Origin of the sequence: Haloarcula rubra (genome assembly GCF_019599465.1) — an archaeon.
Classification (GTDB): domain Archaea; phylum Halobacteriota; class Halobacteria; order Halobacteriales; family Haloarculaceae; genus Haloarcula; species Haloarcula rubra.
On the sequence record NZ_RKLR01000002.1, the window covers coordinates 512,790 to 533,959 of the forward strand.

Consider the following 21,170-nt stretch of genomic DNA (forward strand, 5'->3'; position numbering starts at 1 on the left):
ACCGTCCCGCTCCAACGAGGAGCCATGCGCGCAGCAGTACTGACGGGGTACGGCGACCCGCTGACGATTCGCGATGTCGACCCGCCCGACCCAGCGCCGGACGGGGCTGTCGTCGCCGTCGAAGCCTGTGGCATCTGCCGGAGCGACTGGCACGCGTGGCAGGGTCACGGCGAGTGGGCCGACGACGACGTACCGCTGGGGCAGGTGCTCGGTCACGAACCGGCCGGCCGCGTGGTCCAGACGGGCACACAGGTCCAGTCCGTCGCCGTCGGTGACCGCGTCGTCGTCCCGTTCAACCTCGGCGACGGCACCTGTCGGCACTGCCGGAACGGCCACGGCAACGTCTGTGCGGACGGGTGGGCGCTAGGGTTCGAACCCGACGCGCCCGGCGCGTTCGCCGAACGGGTGGCCGTGCCACGCGCCGACTACAACCTCGCGCACCTCCCGGACGGCGTCGGCTTCGGGGCGGCCGCGGCGCTGGGCTGTCGGTACGTCACGGCCTACCACGCGCTGGCCCACCGGGCAGACTTGGCTGCCGGCGAACGCGTCGCTGTCCACGGGTGTGGCGGCCTCGGCCTCGCGGCGGTGCAGATTGGGAACGCGCTGGGCGCCCGCGTCGTCGCCGTCGACGTGCGAGACGCACCGCTCGAACTGGCTCGCGCCGTCGGTGCGAGCGCCACCGTCGACGCCTCGGCGTCCGACGACGTGCCGACGGCGGTCCGGGACCTGACCGACGGCGGCGCACACGTCTCCGTGGACGCGCTGGGGCGGGCCGAGACCTGTCGCAACAGCGTCCAGAGCCTCCGCTCGCGAGGGCGACACGTGCAGGTCGGGCTGACCACCGACGCCGAACGCGGCGAGGTACCCCTTCCCACCGACCGGATGACGCGCTGGGACGTGGACTTCCTCGGGTCCCGCGGGATGCCGCCCTCACGGTACGACGAACTGCTGGCGCTGGTCGCCGACGGCACCGTCGACCCCGGCGAACTCGTCACGCGACGGGTGGCGCTGGACGACGTTTCGGACCGACTGGCGGCGATGTCCGACTACGACACCGAGGGCATCGAAGTCGTTACCGACCTGTGAGGTCCTCGACGTGGACCGTCTCTCCCCGCTGGGTCGCCTCGTAGGCGGCTTCGAGGAACGCCGTCACAGCCAGTCCGTACTCGCCGGTGACGACGGAGTCGGCCGTCCCCTCCACGGCGTCGACGAAGTTGCGGAGTTTCCGCTCGGTCAGCGTCTCGAAATCCCGGTCGCCGTCGACGTGCACCTCGCGAGTCGAGTCGGGCGTCGTCACTGTCAGGTCGCCGCCGGCGAGCGAGACGTGGCCCTCCGTGCCCCAGATAGAGATTCCGTCGTCGGGGACGATGTCGGTGCCGTCGCCGCTGACACAGACGCTCGCCGTGACTCGCCGGCCGTCGGCGTCGAGCGTCGCCGCCAGCGCGCTGTTGACGTCCACGTCGTGGCCCCTGTCGTCGACGACGCCGGTCACGGCCGTCGGTTCCGCGTCCAGCACCCACAGCGTCGCGTCGACGAGATGGGTCCCGGAGTCGAACAGTTGGCCGCCGCCGGAGAGCGACGGCGTGGTCCGCCACGTCCCCTCGTGTTCGGCTATCCACCGCTGGCCCAGATAGGCGTTGACCGTGTGCGGCGTCCCGATGGTGCCCGACTGGACGATGCGCCGGAGTTCGGCGAACAACGGGTCGAAGTGTCGCTGGAACCCGACCTGCAACACCCGGTCCCGGTCGGCGGCCGTCTCGACCAGTTCGCGGGCCGTCGCCAGTTCCGTCGTCAGCGGCTTCTCGACGAACGCGTGCAGGTCCCGCTCCAGCGCCGCCATCGCGTGGTCGTGGTGGAGGGTGTGTGGCGTACAGACACTGACCGCGTCCAACTCGTCGGCGTGTCCGGCGAGCAGTTCCCCGACCGACTCGTAGGCCGGGCGGTCGAACGAGTCCTCGAACGTCGTCCGGGCCTCGGCCGCGACGTCGACGCCGGCGACGAGTTCGACGTCGTCGAAGCCCGCGTACTGTCGACACTCCCGCCGGCCGAGTCCGCCGAGGCCGATGGCACCGATTCGGACTGTCATGCCGGCAGCGACGCCCGTCGAAGGAATAAAACCGTCCCGTCGCCGCTCACATCGAGAGGAACGTCCCCACGAGCAGGAGGGCGTTGTAACTGCCGTGTGTGACGATGGGCACCAGCAGATTGCCCGTCCGCTCGTAGATGGTGCCGAAGACGAGGCCGCCCACGGTGACGACGGCGACGCCGGCCAGCGCACCGGCGACGGACCCGGTGAAGTTCAGCAGGTGGATGCTCCCGAAGACGAGACTCGACAGTACGACTGCGAGGGTGGGGCCGAACGACTGCCGGAGTCGCCCCTGAATCGCCCCGCGGAAGAGCAGTTCCTCGGCCGGTGCGACGAGGACGATAGAGAGCGCCGCCAGTCCGAGCGCCACCCGCGGGTCGGCCATGATGGGGCCCTCGAACACGCTCCCCTCGGGCGCCAGTCCCAGCGACGCGAACAGGACGCTGAGGCCGACTGCGGCGGTGAGGGTGACGAGGAGTCCACCGACCGTGTAGCGAACGTCCACCCGCGTCGGCCAGCGAACCCGCACGCCGCCGTGCCGTCGAACGTACAGGTAGCCGACGACGAGGAATGCGAGTTGGCCGGCCGCGGCGAGGACGAGGAACCCACCCGGACTGCCCACGGACGGGCCGAACAACACGAGCGGCACGGTGAACACGACGCCGAAGACGACGCTCACGGCCAGTCCGGCGACGAGCAACCCGGCGGCGACACCGAGTGCGCGGAGTGGCCCGTCCGGACCGGTGCGCTCTTCGACCATACGGTCTCTCTGGCTTTCTGTCGTGAAAAATATGCGCCGCGTTTCCAACGGTCACGGTCCGGTTCGGGAGTCCACGACACCGCCCGTGGCGGTCGGTGTCACTCCCCTTGTTCGACTTCGTATATCTCGTCTGCGGTCAGCCCGTGGGCCTCCCGGTGGACCTTCTCACCAGCCTCCTTGTTCGGGCCTTCGAAGAGGCAGAAGACAGCACCCTCCTCCTCGTCGAACCAGTAGTTCCGATAGTCGACGTCGTACTTCTCTTGGGTCTCGAGGTCCTTCTTGTGGGCCTCTACGACGTCCTCGACGCTCGCCTCGACGTCTCTGTGGACGTCCATGAACAGTGGCATAGCACCCATAATGTACGCATCGATGACAAATAACCGTGATTGTCGGATGGCTCTCCTTGGCCACAGATACAGTCCACGTATTGCCGTTCGATAGTGGGATGTGACGCAGATACGATAGAACCCATACGACCTTCTCCGTCGTCGTGTCCCACGACCGGCGCGTCGTCGCCCGTCGGGATTCGTCCCTCTCGGTACGTCGAGAGCCGCGGACCAGCGCAGAGACCCGTAACCCGCTTTCCGCTGGCGGGGGCGCGCTCCGCACGTCCGTCGCAGAAAGCGGGCGGCGAGGGATTCGAACCCGGTGCGAGACTTCGCTTCGCTCGTCTCGCGTGATTCAACTCCCTCGTACCGAATACGTCGCTCGCGATTTGCGAGCGACAGAATACGGGCGGCGAGGGATTCGAACCCCCGACCATCTGGTCCGGAACCAGGCGTTCTGTCCGCTGAACTAGCCGCCCACGTCTCCAGATACTCCGCAACCGCTTGTAAGAGTTGTGAACCCGCGAGTCAGGGCGATTCGCTCGTCTCGATGGTGAAGTCGTCGACGGGGTAGGCGACACAGGTCAGACAGTAGCCGTCGTCCATGTCGTCCTCGAACAGTGACTCGTTCTGGCTGTGGCGGATGTAGTCCTCGGCCGGGCCGTCCTGGATGTGGCCGGCACAGGAGATACACTGGCCCTGCCGGCAGGCGTAGGGGAGGTCCCAGCCTTCCTCTTCGCCGGCGTCGAGGATGGTCTCGTTGTTGGCGACCTCGATGGTCTCGCCTTCCTTCGCGAACTCGACGTCGTAGTACTCGACCTCGTCGTCGGCGATGTCCTCGGGGTCGAAGCCCTCGTCTTCTTCCTCGGCTTCTTCGCCCTCGGCGAGTTCACCCTCCGCACCGCCGGCGGGGATGGCGGCCGCACCGCCACCGCCGATAGAGCGGTTGTACGGTTCGGCGAAGTCGGTCTCCTGGACCGACGCGGCGCGCTGTTCGAGGACTTCCTGGGAGATGTCTTCCGGCGCCTCCCAGCCGGTCCCCTTCGCGTAGTGGAACGCCACCACGATGAGAGTCAGCGTGGCCCCGCCGAGGAGCCCTGCGAGTTCAACCATGTGCGCGGCTATGGAGTACTGGTTTAACTAAGCTTTGGATTCGCCCGTTTCGCCGCGTTCTGTTCCGGTTCGAGCGGCCGTCGTTCGCGCCAGCGTACCGCAGAATGATGGGTACTCGACGTCGACGCGGGTCGAACCACAGGTGCGAACCGGCAGTCTCGGACGGCTACTCGGACCGTCGCGGGACCTCGTGGCGACCGAACCCGTACCGGAGACGGCTGGCGAGGCGGCGGGAGAACCGGCCGTCGTCGGCGCGAGAGCCGAACCGCTCGGCCAGCGCCTGATAGATGAGCGGCACGGGCACCTCCTGTTCGAGGGCCTCCTGTACCGTCCACGTCCCCGTCGACCCGCCCTCGACGCGGTCGGCGACGTCGCCGAGGTCGTTGCCCTCCTCGCGGAACGCCTCCTCACACAGCTCTAAGAGCCACGAACGGATGACCGCGCCGTTGTTCCACGTCCGGGAGACGGCCTCCAAATCGAGGTCGTACCGGCCGTTCGCCAGCAGTTCGAACCCCTCGCCGTAGGCCTGCATCAGGGCGTACTCGACGCCGTTGTGGACCATCTTCACGTAGTGGCCCGACCCGGCCGGCCCCATGCGGTCGTGGCCCGCCGGGCCGGTGGCGACGGCGTCGAACACCGGCGTCAGTTCGTCGTAGGCCCACTGGGGGCCGCCGACCATCAGCGAGAAGCCCAGTTCCGCACCGGCCGGGCCACCGGAGGTGCCACAGTCGAGATAGGCGGCGTCGGTCGCCTTCGCCCGGCGGACCGAGTCCTCGAAGTGGGAGTTGCCGCCGTCGACGACCACGTCGTCGCCGTCGACCAGTCCGTCGAGTTCGTCCAGCGCGGCGTCGACGGGGTCGCCGGCGGGGACCATCAGCCAGATGCGCTTGTCCTCGCCCAGCGAGTCGGCGAGGTCCGGAATAGAGTCCGCCGCCCGTGCGCCCGCGTCGGCGGCGTCGGCCACCGCCGCGTCGTCGATGTCGAAGACGACGACGTCGTGGCCCGCGTCGAGCACGCGGTCGACGACGATACGTCCCATGCGTCCGAGTCCGATGACGCCTAGTTCCATACGGCAGGACTCGCCGAGCGGACAAGTAGGGGTTCCGGTTCCGAGCGTGGACTCAGGGCACGAACCAGATGCCCTGCCGACGGTCGAGCCAGTCGCCGACGACGACGTGGGGGAGGGCGACGATGGAGACGAAGACGCTCCAGAAGGCGACGCCGCCGACTAGCGGCGAGGCCGACCCCAGCGGGTTCGGCGCGAAGCGGTACAGCAGGCCGGCGAGCAGGAAGGTCAGCACCGCGCCGGCCATCAGCAGGCCCCACGCCGCCAGCGCGACGCGCTGTGGCTCCTCGAAGTCGAGGACGTCCGGGCCGCCGGTCCCGCGCGCGGCGTCGATAGCCACGTCGCGGCCCACCTGCCGCGTGGAGTACCACAGCGGGAAGTACAGGCCGACGGCGACGACCACGGGGACGACGACGAAGTACGCCCCCAGCAGGGCCGTCTCGGCGGCGTCGACGAGCCACGACCGGCCGCCGCCGCGGCGGAAGCCGACGCCGACGTGTGCTAGCGCCGCCGCCAGCCACCCGCCGCCGACGACCCACCGCGTCGTCTCGAAGTACGGCGTGTACGGCAACAGCGCCCCGGGGTCGAAGATAGCGACCATGTGGTGGCTGAACGTCTGGAAGACGCCGGGCCACGCGACGAGCGGGACGGCCATCACCGCGCCGCCGCGGACGAGGGCGGCGAGCGCCCGTTGCCACCGCGCTGGCAGGTGGTCGGTGCCGCTGGTCGCGTCGAGCACCGCGAGGCCACCGAATCCCCCCTTCGCCACCGCCACGCCGATCGCCAGCGCCAGTCCGGCGACGGGCGCGACGACGAACAGGGCGACGAACGCCCCGACCAGCCCCAGATAGCAGCCGAGGTAGCGCCACCGGAAGTCGAGTTCGCGCCGCCGGAGGTTCGCGAAGTGTTCGTAGCCTCCGTGTGGCAGGTTCAGCGCGACCATCCCGAACAGGTAGATGCCCGCCTGCGTCGACAGGGACAGCGACACGCCCGCCGCCCGGAGGCCGAGGAACGCCAGACAGACGGCGACCAGTCCCACCCGTGACACCGTGAGAAACCGGTTGTCACCCGTCAGCGCAGGCAGTGACCGGTGCCCGAGCCGTGTGAGCGTCTTCCCACTCATGGCGGGCCCTAGGGACGATTTCCGGGTCAACGGCGGCCCGCGATGTTGGGGGCGTTTTTCAACTCCGAGCGAGTCCGCTCTCCCCTGTTCGTCACTGCGGCGTCCGTACCAGCCAGATGGGTGCACACGACCGCGCGTCGACGCTCGCGCGAATCGGGTGACCCGACCGACAGCGGTACGCTTTCCCACTCGCCGCCCGTCGACGGGCGCATGGACGACCGCGTACGCGAACACGCACGGACGCTGGTGGACTGGAGCGCCCGCATCGAGGCGGGCGACGACGTCGTCGTACAGGTCGACGAGGGGGCACACGACCTCGCCGTCGCCGTCGCCGAGCAACTCGGACGGCGGGACGCCAATCTGTTGGCGACGTACGGGTCCGACGAACTGCGCCGCGCTTACCTCCGGGCCCACGACGGCGAGTTCGACGCCGACCCCGAGTACGAACTCGCGATGTACGACCGGGCCGACAGCGTGTTGATTCTGAAGGGCACGCACAACACCGCCGGCACCGCCGACGTGCCCAGCGACCGGCGACAGGCCCACTCGAAGGCCCGGCGGGGCATCCGCGAGGCCCGTCTCGACACCGACTGGGTGTCGACCCAGCACCCGACGCGGGCGATGGCCCAGCAGGCCGGGATGGCCTACGAGGCCTACGCGGACTTCGTCTACGACGCCACGCTCCGGGACTGGGAGGCGCTGGCCGAGGAACAGGCACGACTGAAGACGATTCTGGACGACGGCGAGACGGTGCGAATCGTCGCCGACGGCACCGACCTCACGATGTCCATCGCGGGCCGCACCGCGGTCAACTCCGCGGCCAGCGTCGCCTACGGCTCGCACAACCTCCCCTCGGGCGAGGTGTTCACCGCCCCCGAGGGAACCGAGGGCGTCGTCACGTTCGACGTGCCGATGACGATTCAGGGTCGGCGGGTGCGGGACGTGGAACTGACCTTCGAGGACGGCGCAGTCGTCGACTTCGCGGCCGCGCAGGGCGAGGCCGTCGTCGAGGAGGTCCTGGAGACGGACGAGGGCGCGCGCCGCCTCGGCGAACTCGGCGTCGGGATGAACCGCGGCGTCGACCGCATCACCGACAACATCCTCTTCGACGAGAAGATGGGCGGCACCGTCCATCTGGCGCTGGGACGGGCCTACGACGCCTGCCTGCCCGAGGGCGCGGCCGGCAACGACAGCGCGGTCCACGAGGACCTCATCACGACGATGGGCGAAGGGTCGCGGTTGGAGGTCGACGGGGAAATCGTACAGGAGGACGGGCAGTTTCGGTGGGAGTAAGGGGGTTCGAGCGTCGCGAGCAGCCGCGAACGTCGTGAGCGGCGGTCACCGACGCCACGCATCTCGTCCGACGCCGACGCGACAGACTCGACGCCCGGCCACACGGCTGTCGGACTCGCGTCGGCACTCGGAACGGTAGAGATCGGAAAGAGGGGGTGGGGGTGGGGGGTGGTGGCACCCAAAGTGGGTGCACCCGTAGCTTCGACGGTGATAATTAAGAAGCTTCCGGCCTCGCCGTCTCGCGATACGTCGTCTCCCCTGAATTTCAAACGCGATACTCCGCTCTGCACACGGTCGCGTTCTGGCCGACGAATCGGCGGCAACACCTTTGTGCTATCACACCATACCCCGAGACGTGACGACCGTCGCACCGGAGGGACCCGACGGGGCCGACAGCCCACGGGTGAGGCAGGCAGAGCGGGCCGACCTGCTGGAGATTCACCGCATCGAGCAGTCGGCGTTCCCGCAACCGTGGCCGTTCTCGGCGCTTGAGAGCTACCTCGGCGAGGAGGGATTCCTGGTGGCCGAAGCCGACGGCCCCGAGGACGTCCCGTCGGTGGCGGGCTACGTCGTCGCCGACACCGTCCCGAACCACGGGACGCCGCTCGGGCACATCAAGGACATCGCGGTCCGCGACGAGTACCGGCGCGAGGGCGTCGCCAGCGCACTGCTGGAACGGGCCCTCGGCGTCCTCGCGGTGACGGGCGCCGGGTCGGTCAAACTGGAGGTCCGGGCCGACAACCACGGCGCGCGACGGCTGTATCGACAGTTCGGCTTCGAACACCGCAAGACCATCCCGAACTACTACAGCAACGGCGAGAACGCGCTCGTGATGGTCCGCTTGCTCTGAGACCCGACGGCATATACGTCCGGGCCGTCTCTGTGGACGTACGATGGGATACGCCTGTCCAGTGTGTGGTGACCCGCAGTCAGACGCCGGCCACCTCGCGAACCACCTCGCCTTCACGGCGCTGACCGGTGGCGACGACCACGAGACGTGGCTGGACGACACCGTCGACGACTGGGGCCAGATGGGCGAATCGGAACTGGCCGAGGCCGTCGTCGACCACGCCGAGGAGACGGAGTTCCCGCAGGTGTTCGAGGAGAGCGGCCTCGACGACCACGACCACGACCACGGCGACGGACACGACCGCGCCCCGACGAGCGACCTGCCGCCGGGGGCCGACAGTCAGCGCGGGCGGTCGATGAGCGACGACGACCGGGAAGTCCTCGCCGAGGCCCGTGACCTCACCCGCGAGATGTTGGACGACGAGGCGGACGACGCGTCCGAAGGCGAAACCGAATAAGCCCGCCGTCCCCTAGACCCGCGCATGGAGACCGAGGGGCAGTTCTCGCCGACCACAGTCGCCGAGGCGCGTGACCGCTACGAGTCGTTCGGCCCGACCGCACAGGTCGTGGTCAAGGAAGTCGCGAAGGCGATGGGACTGGACGCCGACGAGTACGAGGAGCGAGTCACGAGCGACGTGGTCGAGACGGCGCGTGACGTCCTCTTCGCCGAGTCGCTCGCCGTGACCGTCGGGACCAGCGAGGAGTTCGAGTCGTGGCGGGCCGACACGGACCACGAGGTCACCGTCGTCGGGTCCGAGAACGTCGACAACGTCGTCTGGCACGCCCCGCCGTTCGCCGACGAGGCGGTGGCGGCGACGTTCCAGTCCGAGCGCAGGGCCGCCGTCGGGACCCTCCGCCGGCAGGCGTTCGGTCGCGTGTACAGCGAGGTCGTCTGATGCGCACGGTCACCCGGAACTTCGTTATCGGCGTGGCCGTCGTCGTCGTCCTCTTGCTGGCGCTGGGGGCGCTCCCGAGTTACCTCAAGAGCGGCGACCCGTACTACCTCACCGCCACGGCCGAGAACGCGAGTGCCGTCGACGCGAACGGGAGCGCCGTGAACGCGAGCGCCCTCTCGGCCCAGCGGTACCCCTACACGACGGCGGCGCTCGCAAACGCGACGGCCAACGGGAGCGACGGGGCTGGCCGATCCGACCCCTACTGGCGCGGCCCAGTCGGGCTGAAAGGCGCGTTCACGCACTCGCCGTTCGACGAACTCGACGCCCTCCGCCAGCGAGTGCCCGAGGCGGCCGACGACGAGACGGTGCTGGTCCGCCACGACGGTACGCTTTACCGCCTCGCGGTGACACAGCAACCATGAGCCGAGAGCCGACCCACGACTGGCCCGTCGTCGAATCCGAAGCGGAGTACGAGACGGGGTGGTACACCGGTGGCTACGACCGCGTGCGCCAACCCGACGGCTCCGAGAAGGACTACTACTGGGCGGAACTGCCCGACGCCGTCGTCGTCGTCGCGCGAACGGGCGACGAACTCGTCTTCGTCGACCAGTTCCGGCCGACCATCCGCGAGCAGTGTCTCGAACTCCCCGCCGGCATCGTCGAGGACGGCGAGTCCTACACGACCGCCGGCGCCCGCGAACTCCGCGAGGAGACGGGGTTCGAACCCAGCGGCGTCTCGCTGCTGGAGGAGTTCTGGTGTTCGACGGGCGTGTTGCGCCACCGACGCGGCATCGTCTTCGCCGAGGGGTTGACGCCGGTCGACCAGAGCCTCGACGACAACGAGTTCCTCTCGGTGACGACGGTCCCTATCGCGGACGCACTCGACGTCGCCCGCCGCGAACCTGCCAACGACGCCACTATCGAGGGTATCCTGCTCGCACGGGCCGAGGACTTGCTCTGAGTCGGTGGGCGTCGGCGTCTACGTCCGGTGAACGTTTAGGTATCGACCGCTAGCAGTCCCACATGGACGGCGAAATCGGGACCGAGGAACTCCGGTCGCTACTCGACGACGAGGACGCCCGTGTCGTGGACATCCGCCCGCCGGCGGCCTTCCAGCGAGGCCACATCCCCGGCAGCGAGAACGTCCCGTTCCAGTCGCTCGTCGACGAGGTCGAACGGTTCGAGAGCGCGGACCGCGTCGTGACGGTGTGTCCCCACGGGAAATCGAGCGTGCAGGCCGCCCGCCTGCTGGCCTCCTACGAAGGGTTCGACGGGACGGTCGAGAGCTTCGGACCCGGCCTCGACGGGTGGGACGGGCCGCTCGAAGACGCCACGGCGGCAGAGGCGGCCGAAGCAGCGGCCGACGAAGGCCCGGACGCCCCGTTCTGAGTCGGCCATCTCGGCGTCGCGGCGGCACTCGTGACAGGTCCGCAGGAAGCGGGCGAACCGGACGACTTCACCGAGTGACTGGCCCTCGGGATACGCCTCGATGCCCTCGCCGAACCGTCGAACCGTCGTCTGTGCGTGTCTCTGAGAGGCACTTCGACGCCGGAGACGAACAAACTCGAAGCTGCCGTCTATCGCCGACCGTGGTCGTTCGATAGCCCTCGCTGTTCGGTGAGAGTGTGGTGGCTCGGTCGAAAAACGCATCGTCACAAGGGGCTCAGCGGGGGTAACTGCTCGTCATCGCCACCGACACTGGGTACACTACCGACGCTGAAAAAGTCGTCCATCGGCCGCTGGTGTCCGACTCGGGACCGACGCCCCGCCGACCCCGCTGCGTCCGGACGTCGTGGTCGGACCGAGCGGGCGCAGTGTGCGCCCGTGCTACAGGTCCGCTTCGAGCCAGACGTAGTCACACGGGTCCAGCAGGAAGGTGACGCCGCCGTCCTCGACGTGGTAGCCGCCGGTGCCGACGACTTTCTCCGTCGCGACGTCGGGCACCTCGAACCCGACGACTGGCTCGCGGTACTCGTCGGCGAAGTTGTGCACACACATGAGGGCCGTCCCCTCGTGGTCGATACGGTGGACGAAGACGTCCTTGTGCCCGGAGTCGACGATAGTGTACTCGCCGTCGTTGATGACCGGGTGGTCGTGGTGGGCGTGGACGAGTCGCTGGACGCGCGAGAGCAGGGAGTCGGGGTCGTCGCGCTGGTCGGCGACGTTGACGTGCTCGTAGCTGAACCGCCCCTCGTCGACGACGGGGTTGTACAGGTCCGCTGGGTCGGCCGACGAGAAGCCGCCGTTCTCGCTGTCGTCCCACTGCATCGGCGTCCGGACCGACTCCCGTTCGGGCAGCGAGAGATCCGCGCCCATCCCGATCTCGTCGCCCGAGAGCAACACCGGCGTCCCGGGCAGCGAGAGCAGGAGGCTGTGGGCCATCGCGATGCGGTCGTGGTCGGCGTCGTACATGTCGGCCAGTCGGAGGCGGTGGCCGCGGCCGAATATCCACGAGTCGCCCTCCTCGTCGCCGAAGTACTCGCGGGCGTGGTCGATGGTCTCGTTCGGGAGTTTGAGGAGGTTCCACTCGTCGTGGTTCCGCAGGAATGTCGCCCACTGGCCGAAGCCTTCGATGTCGGGCAGAATCTCGTTGGCCCGGTACAGCGGCCACGTGTCCTTGACGCCGACGCCGTAGGTGAGGTGGACGTTCAGCACGAAGTTGAACAGGAGGTCGAACGCCTCGCCGTCGCCGAAGTAGTGGCCGAGGTTCTCCGGCTGGTCGTCGGCCTCGGCCAGCAGGACGGCGTCGCCCTGTTCGTCGCGCACCACCCGGCGCATCTCCTTGAACAGCCCCATCGGGTCGTCCAGCCGGTGGCCGTGGTGGCCTTTGGCCTGTTGCATCGGGTGGGCGGCGTCGATGCGGAAGCCGTCCGCGCCCTGGTCTATCCAGAAGCGCAACACGTCGAATATCTCCTCCTGCACCGCCGGGTTCGCGACGTTGAGGTCCGGCTGGAAGTGGTAGAACTGGTGGAAGTAGTGCTTCCCGGCGGCCTCGTCGTAGGTCCAGACGCCGTCCTCGCGGTCCGGGAAGATGTTGATCGTCTCGTAGGCGCCCTCGAGGTCGTCGGTCCACAGGTAGTAGTCGTGGTACTCCGAGTCGGGGTCCTCGCGGGCGCGCTGGAACCACTCGTGGTCGCTCGACGTGTGGTTGAACACGAGGTCGGTCAGGATTCGGATGTCGCGGTCGTGAGCCCGCTCACACAGCTCCTGGAAGTCCGCGAGCGTCCCGAGTCGGTCGTCGACCCCGCGGTAGTCGGCCACGTCGTAGCCGTTGTCCCGGAGCGGACTCGGGTAGAACGGGCGCAGCCACAGACAGTCCACGCCCAGTTCGTCGAGGTAGTCGAGTCGGTCGATGACGCCCTGGAAGTCGCCCCAGCCGTCGCCGTCGCTGTCGTTGAACGTCTTGACGTCTAGCGAGTAGACGACTGCGTCCTCGTGCCATCCTTCGTCGTAGGTCGGTATCATACTTAGATATCTCCTGTGTCAGTTCGCTGGTTCTCCGTCGGGAGGACGGCGACGCTCTCGACGGTGACGGTGTCGCCGTCGCCGGCCACGTCCGTGCCCGTCACCACGTCCCGCGTCGCCACTCGTTCGCCGGGGACCGAGACGGACGCGGTCCCCTCGCCGAAGTGGAGCGCGACGACGTAGCGCTCGTCGGCCTCGCGGGCGAACGCCACGACGGCGTCGCTGTCGCTCTCGTAGGGGACCGGTTCGTAGTCGCCGGCCGGCCCCAGCGCCGGCGTCGTCTCGCGGGTCTCGGCGAGCCGTCGGTAGTGCTCGCGCAGGTCCTCGTCGGCGTGGTCCCAGTGAATCTCGCCCCGGCGGGTTCGCTCGCCTATCTCCTGCCCGGCGTAGAGCATCGGCACGCCGGGGAGCGTGAACTGCGCGCCCGCGGCGGCCTCCGTCGCGGCGCGACCGCAGGCGTCGACGTAGCGCTCTTCGTCGTGGTTCTCGACGTAGCAGAGGAACCCGGCGCCGTCGGGGAACCCGGTCAGCGTCCGCTCGTCGATGGCGTCCGTGATGGCCTCGGCGTCGGCGTCGCCCGCCCCGACGGACCGGAACGCGCTGTACAGTTCGGTGTCGAAGTGGGTCTGGAAGGCCAGATGGTGGTAGTCGGCGACGTAGGGGATGGTCTCGTCCAGCAGGAGGAACGTCTCGTCCTGCGCGCGGACGCGGTCCCGAATCTCCCGCCAGAACGAGATGGGGACGGCCCACGCCATGTCACACCGGAAGCCGTCGACGTAGCCGGCCCACTTCTCGACCGCGTCGAGCAGGTGGCGCCGGACTTTGAGGTTCCGGAAGTTCAGGTTGGCGATGTACGGCCACTCGAAGTACGTCGCGGGACTCCCGTCGTCTTCCCACTCGTACCAGTCCCGGTACTCTGGGTCGCCGCTCTCGGCCCGCTGGAAGAACTCGTGGTCCCGCGCCGAGTGGTTCAACACGAGGTCGAAGAGGACGTGCATGTCCCGTTCGTGGGCCGCCTCGACCAACCGCTCGAACTCCGCCTCCGTGCCGAGGTCGTCGGCGACCGAGTGGAAGTCGGTGATGTTGTAACCGTGGTCGAACCCGTCGTGCTGGAGGACGGGCGTCAGCCAGAGGGTGTCGACGCTGAGGCTCTGGACGTAGTCGAGGTTCTCGGCGATGACCTCGAACACCGACTGGTCCGGGTCGGGGTCTTTGAACCCCCGGACGTACACTTCGTAGACGGACATCTCCGTGCTCCACGTCGGCGGTTCGTTGGGGAACTCGACGGTGCCGTCTCCGTGTACCGTGACCACGGTGGGAACGCCGTACTGCTTGCCCAGCGCGACGGCGTGGACCCGGACCGAGCCGTCGACGTCGTCGAGTCCGAAGACGGCCTTCCGAGTGCTCACACGGAAACTGCGCGGGGTCGAGTCACGGTCGTCGACGCGGAAGTCGACGCCGAGCGTCCCGTCGTCGGTGCCGCCGACGCCCGCCGTCGCGTCCGCCCGCACCGTCACCACGCCGTCGTCGACGTCGACGGAGAGGTCGACACGGGGCCGGCCTGCACCGCCGCGGCGGCCGGCGTGGGCGGCCACGCCGGACCCGCTCCCGCTCGCGCTCATCGGCACGCCGGTGTTGGTTCCGTCGCCCGCGCCCCCGCTCCGCCCGGCGAACTCGTCGAGGAAGTGGCCGGGGACGGACAGGTCTCCGGGGAACACGCGAACGGTCAGTTCGTAGCTCTCCTCGGGCGCGTCGAGTGCGACGGTGTACACGCCGGGTGCGTCGGGTTCGAACCGAACGACCGGGGCGTCGTCGAGTGTGACCGCGCTCGCCGCCGGTTGCTCGGCGATTCGCCAGCGATACGTCGCGTCCGGGTCCGGGTCGCGTGGGGCCAGTTGTGTGGCCTCTCCGACAGCCAGAAACCTCGGTGGCCCAGGATGGGGCATACCAGCACTATCCAGAGGGATAGTAAATAGATTTTGCAGACGACCACAACCCCCGTTGTAAACGAGCCCGAGTCGGGGCGGGGCGAGCGACGTCGCCCACCGAACCGACCGTCGACGTGCGGCCCCGAACCGAGAGCTACACGGCCTATATAGCCGACTGTACCACTACGCTCGATACGGAGCGGACCGGGCCGCTCATACTCCAAAATACCCCTATTATAAACGAGTTTAATACTCCTCCGGCCTGTTTCAGGTGATGACGCAGGACTCAAAGACGCTGTCCGACCGTGTCTCGCGGCGCAAGTTCATCGCGGCCACAGGGGTTTCGGGTGCGGCAGCCATCGCCGGGTGTTCGAGCGGCGACGGCGGTAGCTCCGACGGCGGTAGCTCCGACGGTGGTAGCTCCGGCGGGGAGTCCACGGAGAGCATGGAGAACACCGACAGCACCGACAGCGGGAGCGAGTCCGGTTCCATCTCCCCGCTGGAGGCCGGTGGGTCCTCGACGGTCTACCCCGTCTCCAACACCGCGGCGTCCTACTGGAACGCCAACCGACCGGCCAGCGACTCCGAATACTGGCCTCACGGCGAGTACGACATCGACACCGACAAGAATCTCGCCGACTACTGGGCGGGCCTCTACGGCTTCGAACCCGGCGAGGACGGCGACCCGCCGTTCACCTTCGCCGTCGGCCTCTCGCACTCCGGGACCGGCGTCGAGAAGGTCATGAACGGCCAGCACGACATCGGGAACTCCTCGGGGAACGTCGAGGACGAACTCCCGGACCGAGACTCCTACGAGCAGTTCGTCGACCACGTCGTCGCCGTCGACGGCCAGCCGCTGGTCGTCTCCCAGGAGATAGCCGACGCCGGCGTCGAGCAGATCACCGGACAGCAGCTCAAAGACCTCTACAAGGGTCGCATCACGAACTGGAGCGAACTCGGTGGCCCGGACAAGGAGATTCAGGTGCTCGGCCGCGTCAAGGGCTCGGGGACCCGCACCTCCTTCGTCTCGAACGTCTTCGGCAACCCCGAAGAGGACACGCAGGTCGCCAACCGCTACGGCCAGAACCAGCGCCTCGCACAGGCCATCGCACAGGCCGACAACGCCATCAGCTACCTCGCGCTGGCGTTCATCAACACGGACGGCCTCGCCCCCATCGCCCTCGAGTGGGAGGGGACGACCTACAGTTACCAGGACGAGCAGAACGGCCTGGACTCCAAGGAGTACCCGCTCTCGCGCGACCTGCACATATACACCTGGGAGGGCACCTCCGAGAAGGAGGCCTCCGTCATCAACATGTGCCTGCACCCGTTCGGGCAGGAAACCTTCGTCGCGCCGAACAACTACTTCACGCTCGGTCAGCGCCGTCTGGAAGAGCAACGCGCCAAGCTGCCCGACCAGGTCTGACCGCTGCGAGTCGAGGACAGCAGTCGGGGAGAGACCACGACTTCCGCATCGATTTTTGATACAACGACATGATAGACGACGTACGAACGAACACACGAGAGACGATACTCGGCGGGGACGCGACAGAGGGGTCACTGCTGGCGGTCGGCGCGTCGGCGGCGACGCTCGCGGCGACGATTCTGGTGTTCCTCTTCCGCCCGGCCATCGCCGTCCCGATGGTCGGCGCGTTCATCTTCGTGACCGCACTGGGGTGGGTCACGTACCAAGCCGAGATAGCACGATTGCTGACGCTAATCGCCACCGTGTTGACGGTGTTGACTGTCACCTTCATCACCATCTTCCTCTTCGCCAGCGCCCTCCCGGCGTTCGTCGAACACGGGTTGGGGCTCTTGCTCGTCCCGATTCAGGGCGGGGAGGTGCGCTGGTTCTTCTGGCTCGAATCCGTTCTGCCGGTCGGCGAGAGCTACTGGAACCCCGCCGGCGGGGCCTACTCGCTGATTCCCGCCATCTGGGGGACGGTGATGGTCACGCTCGTCGCGGGCGCCATCGCCGGACCGCTGGGCCTGTTCGGCGCGCTGTTCATCGCCGAGGTGGCCAGCGACGGACTGCGCGAGGTAATCAAACCCGGCGTCGAGGTGCTGGCCGGGATTCCCTCCATCGTCTACGGGTTCATCGGCTTTCAGGTGTTGAACGGGTTCGTCCAGCGGTCGTTCCTGGACGACGGCGCGAGCTTCCTCATCGCGGGCGTGGTCGTCGGCGTGATGGCGCTCCCGACGGTCGTCTCCGTCGGCGAGGACGCCCTCTCCAGCGTCCCCGACGCGATGGGTGACGGCTCCATCGCGATGGGTGCGACTCGCTGGCAGACGATGAAGAGCATCTCCATCCCCGCCGCGTTCTCGGGTATCTCCGCCGGGGTCATCCTCGGACTGGGCCGGGCCATCGGCGAGACGATGGCCGTCGCGGCCATCATGGCCGCCGGCGTCGGCCTCGCGAACCCGCTGTTCGACTTCTTCGACGCGAGCGCGACGCTGACGAGCCTCATCGCGGTCAACTACGGGAGCGCCTCGGAGAGTACGGTCGACGTACTGTTCGTCGCGGGCGTGATGCTGTTCGTCATCGTCGCGGGGATGAGCGTCGTCTCCCAGTACATCGAGCGCCAGATGCGAGAGAAACTCCGGGGTGAAGCATGAGCGAGGGATACGCCGACGAGACGACACTGGTCAACGCGGAGTCGAACGTCTACGACCGCGGCCTCGACGCCGCCATCGGGCTGAGCGTCCTGACGTTCGCGCTCGGGATGGTCACGCTCGTCGACGCCGTCCCGCTGAACGCCAGCGGCGCGGCACTGGGCGAGTCGCTCGTGACGGTGCTGGCCGTCGTCGGCGGCGGCGTCGGCATCGTCGGCGTCTCCTCGTGGGCCAACGTCACGCCCGTCGAATCCCATCGGGTCCGCGGCATCGCGCTCGGACTGGTCGGCAGCACGCTCGGTCTGACGGTGCTGGCCTACGCGGTCCCGGTGACGCTGGCGACGCTGCTGGGCCTCACGCTCGTCGTCGAGGCCGTCGCCGTCGCGACTGCCGGCCTCGCCTCGCGCGTGGAGGCGGTCGACACCGGTCCGAACACGAGCGCCGGCCTGCTCGCCGGCGTCGTCTTCGGCGCGCTCGGACTGGCCATCGGGACCGCAGTCGGTGGCTCGCTCGTCGGCTTCGATTCGCCGGCGTGGGTCGCCGTCGCGCTGGGTGCCGGACTGGTGCTCACGGCCCTGACGGTCCTCCCGCGCGAGGACGTCGGGTCGACGGTTCCGGCGGCGCTCGTCGTCGGGACGCTCGGTCTCACTATCGCCACGGCCGCCGTCGGCGTCGGCTGGCAGTGGAACCCGCAGTCGCTGTCGGGCGGGTTCACCGGCGGCGCGGTCGTCCCGCTGTTCGTCCTCGTCGGGGCGGTTCTCTCGGCGTGGGCGGCCGCGAAGTGCCGCGCCGGGTTCGGCGCCCGCGGCCGAGAGTTCGGCGCCTTCCTCGTCATCAACCTGAACGCGTTCCTGATGGTCGCCGTCATGGCGACCATCGTCGTGTTCGTGACGGTGAAAGGCGTCGGCTACGCGCTCCACGGGTTCACCATCGGGGCGCTCTCGGCGCTCGTCCTGCTCGCGCCGCTCCTCGTGGTCGTGGCGAACGCCGCGCGGACGCCTGCGGGGACGAGTGACTGGCACACCGGCGCGCGCCAGTTGTTCCGACTCCTGCCGCTCGCCGCCGTCGGCTCGGTCGCGGCCGTCCTCCTCTCGGTCCTCCTCACCGGCGACCGACTGGCCTACCCGTTCACCTACTCGGTACAGGTCAACCGGGCCCAACGGTCGCTCGACACCGCACTCGCCGTGACGCCGGAACCGACGGTCGGGTCGCTCCTGCTCGTCGTCCCGGCGCTGTCGCTGTCGGTCTACTTCTTCCGGTCGTACGGCTCGCTCCGCAACGTCGGGCGTCGCTTCGAGTGGGTCGAGACGGCTCGGCGGACGCTCCCGCTCGCCGTCGCGGGGACCGTCGCCCTGACCGGCCTGTTCCTGCTGGTCGGCCCGACCCCGCTCGGCCTCCCGCTGGGCGGGACGCTCGGCCTCGCCGTGGTCGTGCTGGCCGCCCTCGCCGCCCTCGCGCTCTCGGCGCTCCCGCTGGGCGGCGTCCTCGTCGGCGAGGGCGCGCTGGCCGACCGCGCACAGGACGCCGCGACGCTGTTCACGCTCGGCGTGTTCGGCGGTCTCGCCCTGCTGACGGCGGCCCTCTTCCTGCAGGCGACGGCGACGGTCACGCCCAGCGTCGGCCCGGTCAACGTCGTCCCGGCCGTCGCGCTGGCCGGCGCGGTGGCGTCACTCGCGGCCACGGCGCTGGTCGCCCGCGCGAAACGCCGGACCGACGAGACGCTCCAGCGGCGCTTACTGGGCGAGGAGACGTCTCTCGGCCTGACCGGCGTCGCCGGCTTCCTGACGCTGCTGGGGCTGCACGTCGCCGTGACGAAGGTGTCGTTCACCGCCCTCGGCGTCAGCGTCGCCAACGCCGGCACACTCTCGTGGCCGATGACGATGCAGACGTACGTCCCGCTGGGGGCCGAACCCGGCGGCATCCTGCCCGCCGTCGTCGGCACGGTGTGGCTGGTCACCGGCGCGACGCTGTTCGCGGTGCCGCTGGGCGTCGGCGCGGCCGTCTTCCTCACCGAGTACGCCGAACAGGGCCGCTTCACCGCGCTGGTCGAGATAGCGACGAACGCGCTCTGGAGTACGCCGAGCATCGTCTTCGGCCTGTTCGGGGCCGCCTTCCTCATCCCTCGGCTGGGCGGCGACGAGTCCCTGCTCGCGGGGATGCTCGTCCTCGGGTTCATGCTCCTGCCGCTGGTGCTCATCACCAGTCGCGAGGCGGTCAAGGCCGTTCCCGACGAGTACCGTGACGCGAGCGCGGCGCTCGGCGTTTCCCAGTGGGTGACCATCAAGAGCGTCGTCGTGCCGGCCGCGATGCCCGGCGTCATCACCGGCGTCATCCTCGGCGTCGGCCGCATCGCCGGCGAGACGGCCCCGCTCATCCTCGTGCTCGGGTCGACGCTGAACGCGACGGAGTCGGCACAGGTGCTGGACGGCTTCCGCTTCACCGCGCAACCGCCGTTCGTCGCCAACGACGCCCTCCTCTCGGCGTCGGCCTCCCTGCCGACGCAGGTGTGGGCGGTCATCGCCGCCGGCGTCAGCGGCTCCCCCTCGATGGGGTGGGCGTCGGCGTTCGTCCTGCTGCTGGTCGTACTGACCTTCTACGCCGTGGGTATCACGGCGCGGACCTACTTCCGGAGGAAGCTAACCTATGAGTAACGCGCTTGACGACAGCGAGACGGAGACGACGGGGCGTACAGCGAGCCAGACGACCACGACGACGGCCGGCGAGAGCGACGAGCGGGTCCGCGAGGCGTGGACCGACTACGACTTCGCGGGGACGCCGAAGCTCTCCGTCGAGGACCTGAACGTCTGGTACGGGGACGACCACGCGCTCAAGGACGTCTCCATGGACATCCCCGAGAACTCCGTGACGGCGCTCGTCGGTCCCTCGGGCTGTGGGAAGTCGACGTACCTGCGCTGTCTCAACCGGATGAACGACCGAATCAAGGCCGCCCGAATCGACGGGTCGGTCGAACTCGAAGGGACGGAAATCTACGACCCGAACGCCAACCTCGTCGAACTGCGCAAACGCATCGGGATGGTGTTCCAGTCGCCCAACCCCTTCCCGAAGTCCATCCGCGAGAACATCTCCTACGGCCCGCGCAAGCACGGCAACATCGAGAAGGGACTGCTGGCGCGCCTGTTCGGCCGCGACGACACCGAGGCGGAGTACGAACTCGTCGAGCGCTCGCTGAAGCAGGCGGCGCTGTGGGACGAGGTCGAGGACCGACTCGACGACAACGCGCTGGGCCTGTCGGGCGGCCAGCAACAGCGGCTCTGCATCGCCCGCTGTCTCGCCGTCGACCCCGAGGTCATCCTGATGGACGAACCGGCGTCGGCGCTGGACCCCATCGCCACCTCGAAGATAGAGGACCTCGTCGAGGAACTCTCGAAGGAGTACACCGTCGTCATCGTCACGCACAACATGCAGCAGGCGGCCCGCATCTCCGACCAGACGGCCGTCTTCCTCACCGGCGGCGAGTTGGTGGAGTACGACGACACGGACAAGATATTCGAGAACCCCGAGAGCCAGCGCGTCGAGGACTACATCACCGGCAAGTTCGGGTGAACGCCTCGGGGCGCCGGCGTCCGGCGCACCGACCACGACCGTATCGTGCCCTACGCGAGGCGTCGTCCCGCCGCGTGGGTGTGACTAC

The 21,170-nt window shown here is 68.7% G+C and carries 20 protein-coding genes and 1 tRNA gene; 12 read left to right on the forward strand and 9 right to left on the reverse strand.

The features are described 5' to 3' along the window. The first annotated feature begins 24 nt into the window (after positions 1-24). Positions 25-1,086: a zinc-dependent alcohol dehydrogenase family protein gene (locus EGH21_RS07380; protein ID WP_220617829.1), complete on the forward strand. Its 1,062-nt coding sequence runs from the start codon at positions 25-27 to the stop codon at positions 1,084-1,086. Here the strand turns inward: EGH21_RS07380 and EGH21_RS07385 are convergent. From EGH21_RS07385 to EGH21_RS07415, 7 genes are all read right to left on the reverse strand, one after another. Next, the gene (locus tag EGH21_RS07385) at positions 1,073-2,086 is read right to left on the reverse strand and encodes a Gfo/Idh/MocA family protein (RefSeq protein WP_220617830.1); all 1,014 of its coding nucleotides are present in this window, start codon (positions 2,084-2,086) and stop codon (positions 1,073-1,075) included. The two genes, EGH21_RS07380 and EGH21_RS07385, sit on opposite strands and share 14 nt — an antisense overlap. 46 nt (positions 2,087-2,132) lie before the next feature. Then, a complete protein-coding gene (locus EGH21_RS07390; protein WP_220617831.1) occupies positions 2,133-2,846 on the reverse strand; it encodes a CPBP family intramembrane glutamic endopeptidase in 714 nt (237 codons plus the stop codon). Positions 2,847-2,944: 98 nt separating this feature from the next. Next, on the reverse strand, positions 2,945-3,193 hold the full coding sequence (locus tag EGH21_RS07395) for a DUF4242 domain-containing protein (protein ID WP_220617832.1): 249 nt from the start codon (positions 3,191-3,193) through the stop codon (positions 2,945-2,947). A 385-nt stretch (positions 3,194-3,578) separates the two neighbouring features. Then, positions 3,579-3,651 (reverse strand) — tRNA-Arg (locus tag EGH21_RS07400). Positions 3,652-3,700: 49 nt separating this feature from the next. Beyond that, entirely contained in the window at positions 3,701-4,285 is a 585-nt protein-coding gene (locus EGH21_RS07405; RefSeq protein WP_220617833.1) for a 2Fe-2S iron-sulfur cluster-binding protein, read from the reverse strand. Positions 4,286-4,451: 166 nt separating this feature from the next. Then, a complete protein-coding gene (gene gnd, locus EGH21_RS07410; RefSeq protein WP_220617834.1) occupies positions 4,452-5,354 on the reverse strand; it encodes a phosphogluconate dehydrogenase (NAD(+)-dependent, decarboxylating) in 903 nt (300 codons plus the stop codon). 52 nt (positions 5,355-5,406) lie between these two features. Next, positions 5,407-6,474, reverse strand: a complete 1,068-nt coding sequence (locus EGH21_RS07415) for a Brp/Blh family beta-carotene 15,15'-dioxygenase (protein WP_220617835.1) — start codon at positions 6,472-6,474, stop codon at positions 5,407-5,409. A 210-nt stretch (positions 6,475-6,684) separates the two neighbouring features. Between EGH21_RS07415 and EGH21_RS07420 the strand changes: the two genes are divergently transcribed. The 7 genes from EGH21_RS07420 to EGH21_RS07450 all read left to right on the forward strand — a co-directional run bounded on the left by EGH21_RS07420 (position 6,685) and on the right by EGH21_RS07450 (position 10,901). Continuing rightward, positions 6,685-7,767 (forward strand): aminopeptidase, encoded by a 1,083-nt coding sequence (locus EGH21_RS07420; RefSeq protein ID WP_220617836.1) that lies wholly within the window; start codon positions 6,685-6,687, stop codon positions 7,765-7,767. A gap of 355 nt (positions 7,768-8,122) precedes the next feature. Then, the gene (gene rimI, locus EGH21_RS07425; protein WP_220617837.1) at positions 8,123-8,617 is read left to right on the forward strand and encodes a ribosomal protein S18-alanine N-acetyltransferase; all 495 of its coding nucleotides are present in this window, start codon (positions 8,123-8,125) and stop codon (positions 8,615-8,617) included. A gap of 43 nt (positions 8,618-8,660) precedes the next feature. Then, on the forward strand, positions 8,661-9,074 hold the full coding sequence (locus tag EGH21_RS07430) for a DUF5810 domain-containing protein (protein WP_220617838.1): 414 nt from the start codon (positions 8,661-8,663) through the stop codon (positions 9,072-9,074). A 24-nt stretch (positions 9,075-9,098) separates the two neighbouring features. After that, on the forward strand, positions 9,099-9,512 hold the full coding sequence (locus tag EGH21_RS07435) for a DUF5809 family protein (protein WP_220617839.1): 414 nt from the start codon (positions 9,099-9,101) through the stop codon (positions 9,510-9,512). Beyond that, on the forward strand, positions 9,512-9,934 hold the full coding sequence (locus EGH21_RS07440) for a hypothetical protein (RefSeq protein ID WP_220617840.1): 423 nt from the start codon (positions 9,512-9,514) through the stop codon (positions 9,932-9,934). The genes EGH21_RS07435 and EGH21_RS07440 overlap by 1 nt, the downstream gene beginning before the upstream one ends. Next, on the forward strand, positions 9,931-10,473 hold the full coding sequence (locus EGH21_RS07445; RefSeq protein ID WP_220617841.1) for an NUDIX hydrolase: 543 nt from the start codon (positions 9,931-9,933) through the stop codon (positions 10,471-10,473). Before EGH21_RS07440 ends, EGH21_RS07445 begins: the two co-directional genes overlap by 4 nt. 62 nt (positions 10,474-10,535) lie before the next feature. After that, the gene (locus EGH21_RS07450; RefSeq protein ID WP_220617842.1) at positions 10,536-10,901 is read left to right on the forward strand and encodes a rhodanese-like domain-containing protein; all 366 of its coding nucleotides are present in this window, start codon (positions 10,536-10,538) and stop codon (positions 10,899-10,901) included. Positions 10,902-11,339: 438 nt separating this feature from the next. On the opposite strand, the gene EGH21_RS07455 is transcribed toward EGH21_RS07450, so the two are convergent. Next, positions 11,340-12,977 carry an alpha-amylase family protein gene (locus tag EGH21_RS07455; RefSeq protein ID WP_220617843.1) on the reverse strand — a complete coding sequence of 546 codons (1,638 nt, stop codon included), beginning with the start codon at positions 12,975-12,977 and terminating at the stop codon, positions 11,340-11,342. A 2-nt stretch (positions 12,978-12,979) separates the two neighbouring features. Further along, a complete protein-coding gene (locus tag EGH21_RS07460) occupies positions 12,980-14,923 on the reverse strand; it encodes an alpha-amylase family glycosyl hydrolase (protein WP_220617844.1) in 1,944 nt (647 codons plus the stop codon). A 256-nt stretch (positions 14,924-15,179) separates the two neighbouring features. Here EGH21_RS07460 and EGH21_RS07465 point away from each other — a divergent pair, with 256 nt between their 5' ends. The 4 genes from EGH21_RS07465 to pstB all read left to right on the forward strand — a co-directional run bounded on the left by EGH21_RS07465 (position 15,180) and on the right by pstB (position 21,082). Continuing rightward, positions 15,180-16,331: a substrate-binding domain-containing protein gene (locus EGH21_RS07465; protein WP_220617845.1), complete on the forward strand. Its 1,152-nt coding sequence runs from the start codon at positions 15,180-15,182 to the stop codon at positions 16,329-16,331. A gap of 68 nt (positions 16,332-16,399) precedes the next feature. After that, a complete protein-coding gene (gene pstC, locus EGH21_RS07470; RefSeq protein WP_220617846.1) occupies positions 16,400-17,521 on the forward strand; it encodes a phosphate ABC transporter permease subunit PstC in 1,122 nt (373 codons plus the stop codon). Further along, positions 17,518-20,169 carry a phosphate ABC transporter permease PstA gene (pstA, locus tag EGH21_RS07475; protein ID WP_220617847.1) on the forward strand — a complete coding sequence of 884 codons (2,652 nt, stop codon included), beginning with the start codon at positions 17,518-17,520 and terminating at the stop codon, positions 20,167-20,169. Before pstC ends, pstA begins: the two co-directional genes overlap by 4 nt. Continuing rightward, the gene (gene pstB, locus EGH21_RS07480) at positions 20,162-21,082 is read left to right on the forward strand and encodes a phosphate ABC transporter ATP-binding protein PstB (RefSeq protein ID WP_220617848.1); all 921 of its coding nucleotides are present in this window, start codon (positions 20,162-20,164) and stop codon (positions 21,080-21,082) included. The genes pstA and pstB overlap by 8 nt, the downstream gene beginning before the upstream one ends. Positions 21,083-21,170 lie beyond the last annotated feature (88 nt).